Below are 14,630 nucleotides of genomic sequence, written 5' to 3' on the forward strand. Positions count from 1 at the left end.
GGAGAATGCATGGAGACGAGTGTGGAACTCGCCGGCCTGGCGTCGGCGGCCGCGGCACGCCTGATCGATCTGCTGGCGACGGACGGCTGGGCCGCGGTCAAGTCCTCGGTCCTGTCCCTGTGGCGGTCCGCGCACCCGGAGCGCGTCGAGGAGGAACTCGCCGATGCGCGCGGCGAGTTGCTCCAGGCACAGCAGACGGGCGACGGCCAGGAGCTCCAGGGGCTGCTGGTCGCCGAGTGGCAGGCGCGCATCATCCGGCTGATGGCCACGCGGCCGGACGCCGTCGACGAGCTGCGCGCGCTGTTCGGCGAGGAACTGCGCGCTGCCGGAACCCCGGAACAGCAGATCACGGGCTCGATGACGCTGGAGGCACACGTCTCCGGCGGCGACGCGTTCCTGGCCGGCCGGGACATGACCGTCACCAGAGGCGAACAGGCGTGACGGAACGCGACACCGGTGCCGCGTCCCCCGACGGGGCCACCCCCGACGAGCCGCCCACCGACGGGCCCACCCCTGACGGTCCGCCCCCCTGGCAGCCGAAAGGGCTAAAGGCGACCGTGACGGGAGGGGGCAGCGCCTTCATGGCCGGCCGCGACATCCACGTTCGCTACGGCGACGAGGGGCGCAGAACCCTGCCCGGCCCCGGCGCCGACCAAGTGCTGTGCCCGTACCCGGGTTTGGCCCCGTTCGGCGCGCTGCACAAGCAGTGGTTCTACGGCCGTGAGCGCATGGTTCACCTCGTGTGCGAGCGGATGGACGCCCGGCTGCGTGAGGGCGGCCCGTTGGTGCTGATCGGCCCCTCGGGAGCCGGGAAGTCGTCCCTGCTCGCGGCCGGAGTGCTGTCGGCCCTGGACGACGGCCGGCTTCCGGTGGCGGGTACGAGTACCTGGCCCCGACTGCTGCTGACCCCGACGGCGTCCCCGGCCCTGGCACTGGCGGCCGCCGCCGGGCTGGACGCCGAGACCGCCCGGCGCACGGCACCGGAGTGGCGGGCCGATCCCGCACGGTGCCTTGACGAGCTGCGCGAGATCACCGGAGCCGGCGATCCGGCGCCCACCGGGGAGCCCCCCTCCGCGGGCCTGGTCGTCGTGGTCGACCAGTTCGAGGAGGTCTTTACAGCCTGCGGCGACGAGACCGAACGGCAGTGGTTCATCGACGTACTGGACCGTCTGGCCCGGCCCGCGGGTGGCGCGGTCGTGGTGCTGGGAGTGCGCGCGGACTTCTATGCCGCGTGCACGGCCCATCCGCAGCTCCGGGCGGCGCTCCAGGCCGGACCGGTCCTGCTGGAGCCGATGACGGAAGACGAACTCAAGCAGGCGATCCGCCGCCCGGCCGACAACGTGGGACTCGACGTCGAAGACGGCCTGGTCGAGGTGCTGCTGGCGGACCTGGGCGCGGTCAACGGGGGACCAATCGGTACGAGCACCACGGGCCGGCTGCCGCTGCTCGCACACGCGCTGCGGGCCACCTGGCAGCAGCGTCACGGCCACACGCTCACCGTGGACGGATACCGCGTCACCGGCGGCATCCAGGGCGCCATCGCCACCACGGCGAACAGGCTCTACGACATCCTGCCGCCGCCCTGCCGCGAAGCCGCACGGTGGGTGTTCCTGCGGCTCGTCATCGTGGGACGCGACGCCGACGACAGCCGCCGCCGCGTCCGATACGACGAGTTGCTGCGGCATGCGTCGGACCGGGAAGCGGCCAAAAGAGTCCTGGACGACTTCACCCGTGGCCGGCTGCTGACCCGGGACCAGGACACGGTGGTGATGACACATGAGGTGCTCATCCGCGCCTGGCCCCGGCTGCGGGACTGGATCGAGCACGACCGCGGCGGGAACCTCGTACGACAGGATCTGGAGGAGGCGGCCGCGCTCTGGGAACGGGCCGGCCAGGAGGCAGCCGCGCTGTACCGCGGCAACCGCCTGGAGGCCGCGCTCGCCTGGGCCGAAACGCACGGGCCGGAACTCAGCGGCGCCGCCCGGGCATTCCTGGCAGCCGCCCGCCACCACCAGCGGCGCGGGCAACGGCTCCGGCGCGCCGCGGTTGCCACCATCACCGCCCTGGCCGTGGTCGCCTCGCTGGCCGCGGTGTTCGCCTTCCGGCAGGAGTCCAACGCCCGGGCCGCCGCCGCCCAGGCCGTGCGAGCCCGCGACCAGGCCATCAACGCCGCCGTCACCTCCGCGTCCGTGCAACTGGCGCCGACCGATCCCTCGCTGTCCGCTCAACTCGCGCTGACCGCCCACCGGATGGCCCCGACCCCGGAGGCGGCGTCCCGGCTCATCTCGACCGAGAACACACCGCTGGCCACCCGGCTTCCCGGCCCGTCCGGCGCGGTGTACACCGTGGCCTACAGCCCCGACGGACACATGCTGGCCGCCGGGAATGTTAACCAGAGGCTCGTCCGGCTGTGGGACGTCTCCGATCCCAGCCGTCCGGTGGCGCTGGGCAAAGCCGTGCCCGTGGACCGTTCCGTCGATTCGATCCTTTCGCTCGCGTTCAGCCCGGACGGCCGGGTGCTGGCCATCGGCGGCCACACCAGCGACAAAGGCGACGGCGGTTCCGGCGGATTCGTCGACCTGTGGAGCCTGACCAGCCCCAGTCACCCAGACCTGCTCGGCCGGCTGAAGAGTCCCGCCATCAAGGACTGGGACGCCATGGCCTCCATCGAATCGCTGGCGTTCAGCCCCGACGGCCGTACCCTGGCCGCGGGATGGCACACCGGGCTCGTCAGCCTGTGGAACGTCACCCGCCCCCACGACGTCAACCCCGCGGGCGCGCCCCTGAACCTCGACTGCTCCGACGTCTTCTCCTACAGCATCGCGTTCAGCCCCGACGGGCGAACCCTGGCCGCCGCATGCGACGACGACGCCGGCACCATCCGCCTGTGGAACACCACCGACCCGGCCCACCCCGCCCGAGGCCGCTCCCTTAAGGCCGGGCGTCCCGCCAACTCCCTGGCGTTCAGCTCCGACAGCGGCACCCTGGCCGCCGGATCCAGCGACAGCAAGGTCCACCTGTGGAAGGTCGCGGACCCCGGCCACCCCACCTCCCTGGGCAAGCCGCTGACCGGTCCCGCCCAGCCCGTCATGTCGGTGGCGTTCAGCCCGGACGGGCACACCCTGGCGGCCGGCAGCGCCGACGGCACCATCCATCTGTGGAACGTCACCCACCCCGAAGCCATCGGCCCTCTGGGCCGACCGTTGACCGGTCCCGGCGACGGGGTGACCGACGTGGTGTTCAGCCCCGACAGCCGCACCCTCGCCGCCGGGAACACCGACGGCAACGTCGATCTGTGGAATCTGCCGCCGACCCGGATCATCGGCGCCGGCGGCAATGTGGCATCCGTGGCGTTCAGCCCCGACGGCGACACCCTGGCCGCCGGAAACCAGAACAAGACCGTCTCGCTGTGGAACACCACCGACCCCCACCACCCCGTTCCCCTCGGCGATCCGCTCACCGGTCCCAAGGACCCGGTCAACGCAGTGGCGTTCAGCCCCGACGGGCGCACCCTGGCCGCAGGTGACAGCGGCGGCACCGTCACGCTTTGGAACACCGCCGACCCCAGCCATCCCGTTCGCCTCCGTGAGACCCTCACCGGGGCCGACGGACTCATCTTCTCTTTGGCGTTCAGCCCGGACGGCCATACCCTGGCCGCGGCTGGCGACGACGCGCTTGGCAGCATCGCCCTGTGGGACGTCAGCGACCCCGCGAACCCCGAGTCCAAGGCCGGCATCTCCAATGACCGCACGAGGTCCGTCCGGTCCCTGGCGTTCAGCCGCGACGGCACGATCCTGGCGGCCGGCGGCGACGGCAGCAACGGCGAGGTCGGCCTGTGGAGTACGACCGACCCCGGGGTCCGCATCGGGAAGCCGATCGACCAGCCGACCGGCACCAGCACCTGGGTGGCGTTCAGCCCGGACGGCCGCACGCTCGCCACCGGGAACGACCGCGGCACCGTCACCCTGTGGAATGCCACCGACCCCAACCACCTCACGCGCAGGGGCAGGCCCCTGACGGTACCCGGCGGCAGCCTGTGGTCGGTGGCGTTCAGCCCGGACGGGCACACCCTCGCGGCGGCCAGCCACACCGACAACGGCACCATCAACCTGTGGAACGTCACCGATCCCGACCACCCCACCTCCATCGGCCGACCGCTGACCGTGGAGACCGGATTCGTCGCCGTTCTGGCGTTCAGCCCGGACGGTCACACCCTGGCCGCCACCACCGACGACGGCGTGGCCACGCTCTGGGACCTGAACGTCGAGTCCGCCATCAGCCGTATCTGCGACGGGAGCTCCGGCGCCTTGAGCTGGCAGCAATGGAGCCGATACGTTCCCCAACTGCCGTACCACCCAACCTGTGTGACCACCAAGTAGGGCCCGGTCAGGTTGATGCCAGCTCTGGCATGCCTCGGTGACAGATGGGGCAGGCGCCGTTCCAGGCCGCGAGGAGTAACTGCAGTTCGCGGGTGACCTGGTAGACGCTCAGGCTGGCGCCGTCTCTTTTGCCCGGCAGCCGGCATCCTCGAGATCCATGACGAGGTTCCTGGCGGCCTGCGCCACCCAGGAGGCGGTCGGGTGCGCCGTCGCGCCCAGGTCCCGGATGCGCCGGCCGGCGTGCCCGATCACCGCGAACACGTACAGCCGCGCCCCGGACAGGGTGACCGCTTCGAAGAAGTCACACGCCAGCAGGGCATCGGCCTGGGAGCGCAGAAAGTCCGTCCAGGTGCTGGAACCCCGCTCGGGTACCGGGTCGATCCCCGCCTCCTTCAGGATCTCCCACACCGTGGAGGCGGCCACCTGCACGCCCAGAACCAGCAGCTCGACGTGGATGCGCCGGTAGCCCCAGCCGGGATTCTCCCGCGCCGGACGCAGCACGAGAACGCGGATCGAGCGCACGGTACGCGGCCGACCCGCACGCCCCGGCCGGGAACGGGCCGCGTGGCGGCGCGAGACCAGGTCACGGTGCCAGCGCAGCACAGTGTCCGGGCGCACCAGCAGCCGTGCCCGGCGCAGCACACCGCGCGGGAGCCGGTGCAGTAGCGCGGCCAGGAACACCCGGTCACTCGGGGCGAACCGCACTCTCCGGCCGTCGAGTTGGCGCTCCAGCACCGTGATCTGATGACGCAGCGCGAGGATCTCCGCGTCCTTGTCCTGGTTGCTCACCGGCAGCAGTCGCAGCAGTGCGAACACGTTCGCCACACCCAGATAGGCAAGTCGAAGCAGCACGGCTGGCCATCATGCCGGGGCGACCACCAGCCGCGCGAGTACTCTGCCCCCCAGACAGACCCTCACCTGCATGGATGAGGTTTCCGGCAAGCACAGCGTCAGCCCAAGTGTCTGCTCGACGAAGGTGCGGCGTGCGCAGCCCGAGTTCCCGCATGCGAACCGACGGCCCCTCAACTGGAGAACAACGCTTCGGCCACCGCTCGGTACATCAGCGGGAAACCGCAGGTAGGAACCATGAACCCGGTTCGACCAGACCCCGCAGACCGGGCACACGGCGCCGTCCGCAGTGCATCGCGCGTCAACGCGCACTATCTCGATGTTCACGTCTACCGACAGCACCGCGATGTCCGCGACCGACGGGAACAACAATTCCTTCAGCCGGAGCACGACCTTTTCCACGGCCCGAACATTCAGCCCAACTGCCTTGCTCACGGACCATTTTCGGGCGACTTCACGTACAGCTCGAAGGGGCTCATCTGTTACTCAGAGTGGTCGCGTCACAGAAGTTGAGCCAGAACCCTGCGACATGAACAAAGCCACAGATGAGACCGTCATGGCCTGAACAGCCCTTGCTACGCTCTGCACGTGTCCCTTCCCAGTGTTGAAGAAATCCGCGCTCTGCACGAGAAGTACGCGCCGACGCAAGAAGCCCTCGATCTCGTCTACACCCATTGTGAGATCGTTTGGAGCGTTGCCGAGCACCTCATCGCATGTTCGCCCGTGCAGGTAGATCTTGAGCAGGTGAGGGCGGGCTGTCTCCTTCACGACATCGGGGTCTACTCCCTCTACGACGTTGACGGACACATCGACCACGGAAACTACGTCCGTCACGGCATCCTCGGCGATGAGATCCTCAGCAATGAGAACTACCCCGAACGCCTCTGCCGGATCTGCTCATGCCATACCGGCGTAGGTCTCACGAAGCATGACGTCATCTCACAGGGTCTTCCGCTGCCGCCCTGCGATTACCTCGCGGAAACCGCAGAGGAGAGACTGATCATGTATGCCGATAAATTCCACAGTAAAACCACACGCCCGAAATTCTTGTCTGCGCCCACTTATGCCCAGTACGTCCGACGATTCGGCGATGAGAAAGTCGAAGCGTTCAACGCCTTGCGCGCAGAATTTGGTGAACCGAACCTGACGGCACTGGCCGCTCACTACGGTCACGCCATGGAGTAGCAGCACCGGGCGTAGCGCGCGCCCAGGCCACCGACGGTCCGGAAAGAGCAGGAGCGGGAGCCGGTCTGGCTGCTGTCTGGGTGTAGCTGTGACGTGTTTGATGGCCCGACAGACGCGGCCTTTCCTTCCCCCGCGCAGCGGGTTCCGGGCGCTGACGCGCCCGTGACTGGTCGTTCTCGCGTACTTGTCCGGTGTGGTTCTCATTTCAGTGTCCAGGTGGGTGGATGAGGTTGAGTGGGCTGATTGGTGTTGTCTTGCAGGGTGTTCGGGGTGGTGGGGGAGGGCGTTGGAGCTGGACAGCGAGGTGAGGACAGTTGGTCAGTGGTTGAGAATTGGCTGGTCAGCAAGCTGAAGGCTCCAATGGAGTCAAGTCTTTCCTTGATCATTCTCGGTGGGCCGTGGGTGCCCGGTCTGCGGTGGGGGAGCGTGGGGTGGGCTCGGTTGGGGCTGCGGCGGATGCCGGTGTGTTGCGGCCGGTCATCGGCGGATGGTCGCAGACACACTGGCGGTGTCCGAGCGGACGGTGCGCCGGTGGCTTGTGGCAGCACGAGAAGAGGGCCGTCTGGAGCGGGCTGAGCGCCGCCGGTTCACTCTCACGCCGCAGTTGACTCGTCGGCTGGCGTTCCACCGGGGGAACGCGGTCGCCCTGCACTGATAGTTGGTAGCCGAGGCGGCCGTGGCGGGTCAGATGACGCCGTCTTTGGCGACGTTGTACCGGGCCCTCGCCCGGGACGTGACACCGTGGGTGAGGGCAGGGATGCGCGGTGGTGGGGCCGCCCGCCGGGAGCACGACGTGTTTTTCGAGCGTCCTGCCGTGCACCGTAATGAGGCGTGGGAGACCGACCACGTCCAGGTGAAGGTCGAGGTGGACATCGACGGGGCTCCGGGGCGTCCGTGGGTGACGTGGTTCATCGACTGCGCGACGCGGGTGATCTGCGGGTTTGCGGTCACCGCGCAGGTCACACCCAGATCCGGCTCCTGCGCGACGCCGCCGCCGACTTGCGGCGGCCGTGGGAGCAGCCCGCCAAGCCCGGCCGGCTCACCCCGGCCCGAGTCCGCCGAGGGTTTCGGAACCTCCGCCCGCACCTGCAGAGGCTGTCGCACGGCTCCTGCCCAGTGAAGGTCAAGAGCGATTCGTTGTTCGGTTCCGAAGATCAGGGAGGCGTCGGAATCTTGGCTGGTGGGGCGGAACTTCTTGTCATGCGACCGTGAACGTGATCTTGAGATGCCGCAGGATGTGCGGGAGTGGCTGCCGCCCGACCACCTGTGCTGGAGGGTGCTCGACGCCGTCGAGCTACTTGACCTGTCGGCGTTCGAGAACAGCTACCATGACGCTGGGCGGGGCGGGGCGGCTTACCCTCCCGCGAGCCTGATTGCGTTGCTCCTGTGCTGCTACAGCAAGGGAGTACGTTCCTCCCGTCGCATCGAGCAGGCTTGCTGGGACGACGTGGGCTGCCGAGTCATCGCCGCGAACCGCCGAGTGGACCACTCCACCGTCGCGCGGTTCGTACGACGCCACCGTGCCGCCTTGAACTCGCTGTTCGTGCAGGTGTTGTCGCTGTGCGGCCGACGTGGCCTGGTCGGTCTTTCGGCGGTGGCCGTGGACGGCTCACCGATGGAGGCGAACGCCTAACGCGACGCCAGCCAGCGGCTCCAGCGCCTGGAGGAGACCATCTCCCGGTGCGGGAAAGAGATCCACTCGCTGATGGAGGATGTAGTCGGCCACGCGCTGAGCGTCGAGGCCGATGGCTCGGCAGCACAGGACGATGGCGAGGATGCATGCGACAACTGGCCTCGCCTGTCCCTGTGGGGCTCGGTTATTCATCGCTGCTGGTCAAAGCGCCACGCCCCGGGGTGTTGGTCTGCGACCATGCTCAAGTGATCGTGTCGCTCGTGTACCAGGTCACTCGGCATCTTCTGTCTGTTCCGGCGGTGCTGCTGCGGCGCCAGACCACGAAGGAGGCGGAACTGCTGGTCCTGCGGCACGAGAACGCCGTGCTACGACGCCAGCTGCAAAGACCAATACGGTACGAGTCTGCGGACCGCCTCTGGTTCGTGGCCCTGTCCTCGCTGATCTCGCGCCGCCACTGGGCCGAGGTCTTCCCGGTCACGCCCAGCACGCTTCTGGCCTGGCACCGCAAGCTCATCGCCCGCCGCTGGGACTACTCCGGGCGACGCCGTGGGCCGGGACGGCCGCCCACCCATGCGGCCCTCAAGAATCTCGTGCTGCGCCTCGCCCGGGACAACAGCCGATGGGGACACCGCCGGATCCAGGGCGAACTGGTCCGGCTCGGACACCCGATCGCCGCCTCGACCGTCTGGGAGATCCCGCACGCGGCCGGCATCGATCCGGCCCCGCGCCGCACTGGCCCCACCTGGCGCGAGTTCCTCTCCGCCCAGGCAGCCGGTGTGATGGCCTGCGACTTCCTCCACATTGACACCATCGGCCTGCGCCGGCTGTACGCCCTGGTCTTCCTCGAACACCACACTCGGCGCCTGCACATCGCCGGCGTCACTGCACCCCGACCGCTGCCTGGGCCACCCAGCAAGCCCGCAACCTGGCCGCCGAACTCGGCGCGAGCATGGACCCGCTGCGCTTCTTGATCCGAGACCGCGACAGCAAGTACACCGAGGTTCGATGCGGTGTTTCACGCCGAGGATATCGAGATCATCAAGACACCGGTCCGCGCGCCGAGGGCCAACGCCCACTGCGAGCGAGTGATCGGCACCCTCCGCCGAGAAGTCCTCGATCATGTGCTGATCCTGGGCGAAGCTCACGCGAGCCAGGTTCTTGCCGAGTACGAGAGGCGCTACAACGCGCATCGCCCCCACCGGGCGCGAAGCCAGTTGTCTCCCGAAGCCCACGAACAACCGCCGCAGGTCCGTGCCCCGGCCGACCGCAGAGTCCTGCGCACCCGCATCCTCGGCGGCGTGATCAACGAGTACAGGTACGCCGCTTGACCAGCAGCGATGATTACTCGAGCCCCACAGGCTGTCCGGCGCGCGAGGTCGGCGATCATCATGTCGGGATAGGGCAGCCGGAACCTGTCGTAGTAACCGGCGGTGTCCCGATACAAGTCGGGCTCGAACCTCACCTCGCTGGTCATGCGACCCCCATCGCACAGGGCAGCCTCACCTTGCGGGGCGCATCGATGTCCCACCGCACGCCCTCAAGGGCTGCCAGAACGCACAGTTCCACCTACACGAGCTGGATGCAACAGCCCCGAATAGGTGACAGAGGGCTCTGCATACAGCCCGCGACCTGCGCACTCACTGCACTCGCCGCTACATCACTCGGCGGGGCGTCACCGGCCGCGAACGGGTGGGCTCGCCCCTGCCTGGGTCTCTTGTCGGAGGAGGGAGAGGCGAGGGCTGCTCACGACTTCGAAGCGCGTTGGCGGCGATGTCGTCGTGCCCTGCCGGGTAAACGCCGTAACCAGCTGGCGTTACCAGATTTGGTGCCGTCGGAGCCATGGCGTAGTGGTCGGTGGCGGTGAGCGCCTCGTATGCCCCGGCGCGGTGGAAGCGGTGGGCCTGGGCGAACGGCTCGCGGGCGTGCATCTCCAGCCGGACCGGGGCTCCGGAACAGGACTCACCGGCCCGTCTCCTGAAACGCCGGGGAAGCGGGGCGCCAGCCCAACTCGGGGGCGATCAGATGCCGTACGTCGTGCAGGATCTGTTCGTACTCCTCGCGATGGAACTCGTACGGCAGCTCCAGGCGCAGCTCGGACACCTGAGCGAGGACGGGATCGGCCGCCAACTGTTCCAGGATCTGTTCCGCGGTGCCGACCACGTCCGGGGCGAACAGGAACCGCTTCGGGCCCAGCGCCGCCAGGGTCTGCGGCTTCAGGGCGCGCTCGTGCCGACTGGCCGCGTAGTCCCGGTAGCGGACCCGGGTGGCCGCGTCGGCGCTGTCGAACGGCACGATCACCCGTCCGAGCGCTACCCGCGTCGCCGGCCGGTCGTCGCCCAGGGTGCGCCGGTACTCGGAGAGCAGGTTCAGCTGGGCGGTGGTGAAGTCCTCGGTGTCCTCGCCGGAGACGATGTTGCCGGACAGCAGGTTGAGACCGTTCTCGGCGGCCCAGCGGACTGAGCGCAGGCTGCCTCCGCCATACCAGATCCGCTCCACCAGACCGGGGTTGTGCGGCTGCAGCCGCGGCCGCTGGATGTTCCCGGGCGAGTGGATCACCGTGTCCGGGCCGCCGAGGTAGTCGCCGCGCAGGTTGTCGACGAGGCGGGCGATCCTGCCGTACGACAGGTCGAAGCCGCGCCAGTCCCCGTCGTACACCAGGTCGCCGAGCAGTTCGGGGTGAGGCATGCCGGTGCTGAAGCCGACCTGGAGGCGGCCGCGGGACAGTACGTCGGCCAGCGCGAGGTCCTCGGCCAGGCGGAACGGGCTCTCGTACCCGATGGGGATGACTGCGGTGCCCAGTTCGATCCGCTCGGTGCGCTGGCCGGCCGCGGCGAGGAACACGGCGGCCGAGCCGACGCCGTGTTCGAGGTGGCGCTGGCGGATCCAGGCGCCGTCGAAGCCCAACCGCTCGCCGTATTCGAAGAGTTGGAGTGTCTCCTCCAGGCCGGTGTAGGGATCGTCGTCGGCGAAGTTGCCCGGGGTGAGAAGGGCCAGGGAGGTGATGGTGGGGGTGCTCATGTGACGCTGGTCCTCAGCTCGTGGTGGTCTCGGCGGCGGGGGAGGGGACACGACCGCCGGGGATCGCCGCGAGCAGTTTGCGGGTGTACTCGTGGCGGGGGCTGGTGAACAGCTCCTCCGGCGGGCCCGTCTCGACGATCCGGCCGGCCCGCATGACGGCGACCTGGTGTGCGATCTGCCGTACGACGGCCAGGTCGTGGGAGATGAAGAGGTAGGCCACCCCCGTGTCGGCCTGCAACTCGGCCAGCAGGTCCAAGACCTGGGCCTGCACGGACACGTCCAGCGCGGAGACCGGCTCGTCGCACACCACCAGGTCGGGGGAGAGGGCGAGGGCGCGGGCGATCGCCACCCGCTGACGCTGCCCGCCGGACAGCTCCGCCGGACGCCGTTCCAGCGTGGCGGAGGGAAGCGCCACCCGGTCGAGCAGTTCGCGGGCGCGGGCGAGCCGGGAGGCGCGGTCGCCGACCTTGAAGGCCCGGAGTGGTTCGGTGATCACCTCGGCTATGGAGAAGCGGGGGTCGAGGGAGGCGTACGGGTTCTGGTAGATGAGCTGGGCGCGGCGGCGCAGCTGCCTGGCCTGGGCGCCACGCGCGGTGGTGACGTCGGTGCCGTCGAACAGGACGTGTCCGGCGGTCGCGTCGGTGAGACGGAGGACCAGGCGGGCGGTGGTGGACTTGCCCGAGCCCGACTCGCCGACCAGGGCGAGGGTCCGGCCGCGGTGGACGGTGAAGCTGACGTCGTCGACCGCGCGGAGGGTGCGGGGCCCGTCGCCGGTACGGGGGAGCCTGAACTCCTTGACCAGGTTGCGTACTTCGACCAGGGAGGCCGTGCACGCCTGCGGAGTGGGGACGGCCGTACGGGGGCGGGCGGTGGTCAGGCTCGGGGCGCTGGCCAGCAGGTGCCGCGTGTACTCGTGCCGGGGGTTGGCGAGGATGTCATGGGTCGGGCCCGCCTCGACGACCTTGCCCCGCGACATGACTACCAGCCGCTGTGCCCGGTCGGCGGCGACCCCGAGGTCGTGGGTCACGAGCAGGACCGCGGTGCCTGACTCCTCGGTGAGGCGCTGGAGATGGTCGAGGATGACCCGCTGCACGGTGACGTCGAGCGCGCTGGTGGGCTCGTCGGCGATGATCAACTCGGGCTTCGCGGCGATGGCGATGGCGATCAGCGCGCGTTGCCGCATTCCGCCGGACAGTTCGTGCGGGTACTGCCGTGCGCGGGTGGTCGCGTCGGGCAGCCCAGCCCGGTCCAAGACGGCGACCGCCTCGGCGGGGGCCGAGCGGCGGGTCGCCAGGCCGTGGATGTGCAGCACCTCCGCGACCTGGTCGCCGATCCGCTTGACCGGGTTGAGGGAGACCGTCGGATCCTGGGGGACCAGTCCGATCCGCGCTCCGCGTACGGTACGTAGTTCCGCCTCAGACCGGGTGGCGAGGTCGTGCCGGCCGAAGCGGACCGTGCCCGCGTCGATGCTGCCGTTCCCTGGAAGGAGCCGGGTGATCGCGTGTGCGGTCGTGCTCTTGCCGGAGCCGGACTCGCCGACCACCGCAGTCACCTGTCCCGGCCATACGTCAAGGTCCACGCCCCGGACGGCCTCGACCGTGCCGCCCCGGGTGCGGTACGACACCGACAGGCCGCGTATCTCCAGCAGCGGTGTGGTCACGTCGTCACCGTTCTCACGTTCGTCTGTCATCGCTGCCGGGACCATTCGCCGTCCAGCGCCCGGGCGATGCGGTTGGTGGCCAGCACGGTCGCGGCGATCGCCAGCCCGGGCAGCGTGGTCAGCCACCAGGCGTTGGCCAGGTAGTTGCGGCCGTCGGAGATCAACGTGCCCCACTCCGGAGCGGGCGGCGGCGCGCCGTAGCCGAGGAAGCTCAGCGCCGACACGGCCAGGATGGAGGAGCCGAAGTCGAGGGTGGCCAGCACGATCACCGGGCCCGCCGTGTTGGGCAGCACGTGCCGGCCCAGCACCGAGTACCAGCGGGCCCCGCTCGCGCGCGACGCCTCCACGAACACCGCCTGCCGCACCCGCAGCACCTCCGCGCGCGCCACCCGGGCGAACGCGGCGACGCTGGCGATGCCGACCGCGACCGCCACCTTCACCGTGCCGTAGCCCAGCGCGGTGACCAGGGCCAGGGACATGAACAGCGCGGGGATGGACAGCAGTACGTCGACGAAGCGCATCAGCACGTCGTCCACCCAGCGGCCCACGAACCCGGCAATCACCCCGAGCAGTCCGCCGACCACGAACGCCACCAGCACCGCGATCAGCGTGGCCTTCAGGGACAGCTGGGCGCCATGGACGACCCGCGAGAACACATCGCGGCCCAGCTCGTCGGTGCCGAACCAGTGACTTCCGCTCGGGCCGCGGAAGTTCTGCGACGGCACGCCCTTCAGCGGGTCCTGCGAGGTGAACAGGTCGGGCCAGAACGAGGCCAGCACCACCAGCACGAGGACGACGACCGACAGCAGCAGACCCGGGCGGCGCGCCACAAAGCGCAGCAGCCGCCGTACATCCACGCGGCGTCCCGGCTCCGGCCCCGACCCCGCCTCGACCGGGCGAGCCAGTCCCGGCGCCGCCTCGGCCGGGTCGTCGACAAGGCTCTGGCTCATGCGAGTGCCGCCCTTCTGCCTGAGGCCACCACGATCCGCGGATCCAGGAGCGGATACACCAGGTCGATGACCAGGTTCGTCGTCACGAAGATCAGCGCCCCGAAGGCCACCACCCCCTGGACCACCGGGATGTCCTGGGCGGTGACCGCCGCCGCGGTCACGCGCCCGAGGCCGTCGCGGGAGAACACCGTCTCGACGACCACCGAACCGGCGATCAGCTGCCCGACCAGCAGGCCGACGACCGTCAGCGCCGGCAGGGACGCGTTGCGCAGCGCGTGCCGCAGATGGACCCGCCACCGGCCGGCGCCCTTGGCCCGCGCGGTCTCCACATACGCCTGGTCCAGCGCGGTGAGCAGGCTCTTGGCGAGCACCTGGGCGACCTGAGCGCCGGTCGGGACCGCCAGCGTCAGGGCCGGCAGGACCAGCCCCTTCAGCCCGTCGTTGCCGAACGCCGGGAACCAGTGCAGTCGGAAGGAGAACGCCTCGACGAGCAGCAGACCCACCCAGAACGTCGGGACGGACACCCCCAGCGGGGGCAGCGACAGCAGGAGCTGCCGCAGCCATCGCCGGGAGGTGTACGTCGCCAGCCCCGCCAGGCCGCCGCCGAGGACCACCGCGAGCAGCAGTGCCGCGCCGGTCAGCTGGAGGGTCTGCGGCAGCGCGTCGGCCAGCGTCGAGGTGACCGGCCGGCCGGTGGCGACCGAGTCGCCGAAGTCTCCGCGCACCGCCCGGCCGAGGTAGTCGGCGTACTGCACCAGCACCGGCTTGTCGAAGCCGTACTCGTGCCGCAGCGCGGCCAGCCGGGCCGGGTCGACGTCCCCCGAGTCCATCCCGGCACTGGCCATCGCGGTGACCGGGTCACCGGGCAACCAGTTCAGTACCAGGAACGACACCGTGTACGCCGCCCACAGCACCCCGACCGCCTGTGCCAGTCGCTTGATCACATAGCGGCGCAT

General features: G+C 69.8%; 10 protein-coding genes and 3 pseudogenes. 7 read left to right on the plus strand and 6 right to left on the minus strand.

Annotated features, from left to right (window positions below):
• Window positions 1-9: 9 nt before the first annotated feature.
• Together ACWEKM_RS14165 and ACWEKM_RS14170 are read left to right on the plus strand one after the other, a co-directional pair.
• Entirely contained in the window at window positions 10-441 is a 432-nt protein-coding gene (locus tag ACWEKM_RS14165; RefSeq protein ID WP_451621441.1) for a hypothetical protein, read from the plus strand.
• A complete protein-coding gene (locus ACWEKM_RS14170) occupies window positions 438-4,379 on the plus strand; it encodes an nSTAND1 domain-containing NTPase (protein ID WP_451621442.1) in 3,942 nt (1,313 codons plus the stop codon). The genes ACWEKM_RS14165 and ACWEKM_RS14170 overlap by 4 nt, the downstream gene beginning before the upstream one ends.
• 126 nt (window positions 4,380-4,505) lie before the next feature.
• Here ACWEKM_RS14170 and ACWEKM_RS14175 read toward each other — a convergent pair.
• Both ACWEKM_RS14175 and ACWEKM_RS14180 read right to left on the minus strand, forming a co-directional pair.
• A pseudogene (locus ACWEKM_RS14175) lies at window positions 4,506-5,231 on the minus strand (integrase); the annotation flags it as partial.
• 9 nt (window positions 5,232-5,240) lie between these two features.
• The gene (locus ACWEKM_RS14180; RefSeq protein ID WP_451621443.1) at window positions 5,241-5,630 is read right to left on the minus strand and encodes a transposase family protein; all 390 of its coding nucleotides are present in this window, start codon (window positions 5,628-5,630) and stop codon (window positions 5,241-5,243) included.
• 186 nt (window positions 5,631-5,816) lie between these two features.
• Here ACWEKM_RS14180 and ACWEKM_RS14185 point away from each other — a divergent pair, with 186 nt between their 5' ends.
• From ACWEKM_RS14185 to ACWEKM_RS14205, 5 genes and pseudogenes are all read left to right on the plus strand, one after another.
• A complete protein-coding gene (locus ACWEKM_RS14185; RefSeq protein WP_451621444.1) occupies window positions 5,817-6,413 on the plus strand; it encodes an HD domain-containing protein in 597 nt (198 codons plus the stop codon).
• 487 nt (window positions 6,414-6,900) lie between these two features.
• Window positions 6,901-7,068 (plus strand): hypothetical protein, encoded by a 168-nt coding sequence (locus ACWEKM_RS14190; protein WP_451621445.1) that lies wholly within the window; start codon window positions 6,901-6,903, stop codon window positions 7,066-7,068.
• A 299-nt stretch (window positions 7,069-7,367) separates the two neighbouring features.
• Window positions 7,368-7,538, plus strand: a pseudogene (locus ACWEKM_RS14195) (NF041680 family putative transposase); the annotation flags it as partial.
• 100 nt (window positions 7,539-7,638) lie between these two features.
• On the plus strand, window positions 7,639-8,046 hold the full coding sequence (locus ACWEKM_RS14200) for a transposase (protein WP_451621446.1): 408 nt from the start codon (window positions 7,639-7,641) through the stop codon (window positions 8,044-8,046).
• Between the two features lie 245 nt (window positions 8,047-8,291).
• Window positions 8,292-9,374 (plus strand): annotated as a pseudogene (locus tag ACWEKM_RS14205) (integrase core domain-containing protein).
• Between the two features lie 631 nt (window positions 9,375-10,005).
• Here the strand turns inward: ACWEKM_RS14205 and ACWEKM_RS14210 are convergent.
• The 4 genes from ACWEKM_RS14210 to ACWEKM_RS14225 are packed head-to-tail and all read right to left on the minus strand — an operon-like array spanning window position 10,006 to window position 14,630.
• Complete coding sequence (locus ACWEKM_RS14210; protein WP_451621447.1) at window positions 10,006-11,064, minus strand: LLM class flavin-dependent oxidoreductase; 1,059 nt, start codon at window positions 11,062-11,064, stop codon at window positions 10,006-10,008.
• Between the two features lie 13 nt (window positions 11,065-11,077).
• The gene (locus tag ACWEKM_RS14215) at window positions 11,078-12,769 is read right to left on the minus strand and encodes a dipeptide ABC transporter ATP-binding protein (RefSeq protein ID WP_451621448.1); all 1,692 of its coding nucleotides are present in this window, start codon (window positions 12,767-12,769) and stop codon (window positions 11,078-11,080) included.
• Entirely contained in the window at window positions 12,751-13,674 is a 924-nt protein-coding gene (locus ACWEKM_RS14220; protein WP_451621449.1) for an ABC transporter permease, read from the minus strand. The genes ACWEKM_RS14215 and ACWEKM_RS14220 overlap by 19 nt, the downstream gene beginning before the upstream one ends.
• Complete coding sequence (locus ACWEKM_RS14225; RefSeq protein WP_451621450.1) at window positions 13,671-14,630, minus strand: ABC transporter permease; 960 nt, start codon at window positions 14,628-14,630, stop codon at window positions 13,671-13,673. Before ACWEKM_RS14225 ends, ACWEKM_RS14220 begins: the two co-directional genes overlap by 4 nt.

The organism is Streptomyces sp. NPDC004752, assembly GCF_053601275.1.

What these genes read in the sequence shown, in the direction of transcription:
- ACWEKM_RS14210 (WP_451621447.1), bottom strand. Translation starts at nt 11,064, where the DNA reads ATGAGCACCCCCACCATCACCTCCCTGGCCCTTCTCACCCCGGGCAAC.
- ACWEKM_RS14200 (WP_451621446.1), top strand. Translation starts at nt 7,639, where the DNA reads ATGCCGCAGGATGTGCGGGAGTGGCTGCCGCCCGACCACCTGTGCTGG.
- ACWEKM_RS14190 (WP_451621445.1), top strand. Translation starts at nt 6,901, where the DNA reads ATGGTCGCAGACACACTGGCGGTGTCCGAGCGGACGGTGCGCCGGTGG.
- ACWEKM_RS14215 (WP_451621448.1), bottom strand. Translation starts at nt 12,769, where the DNA reads ATGGTCCCGGCAGCGATGACAGACGAACGTGAGAACGGTGACGACGTG.
- ACWEKM_RS14225 (WP_451621450.1), bottom strand. Translation starts at nt 14,630, where the DNA reads ATGCGCCGCTATGTGATCAAGCGACTGGCACAGGCGGTCGGGGTGCTG.
- ACWEKM_RS14220 (WP_451621449.1), bottom strand. Translation starts at nt 13,674, where the DNA reads ATGAGCCAGAGCCTTGTCGACGACCCGGCCGAGGCGGCGCCGGGACTG.
- ACWEKM_RS14165 (WP_451621441.1), top strand. Translation starts at nt 10, where the DNA reads ATGGAGACGAGTGTGGAACTCGCCGGCCTGGCGTCGGCGGCCGCGGCA.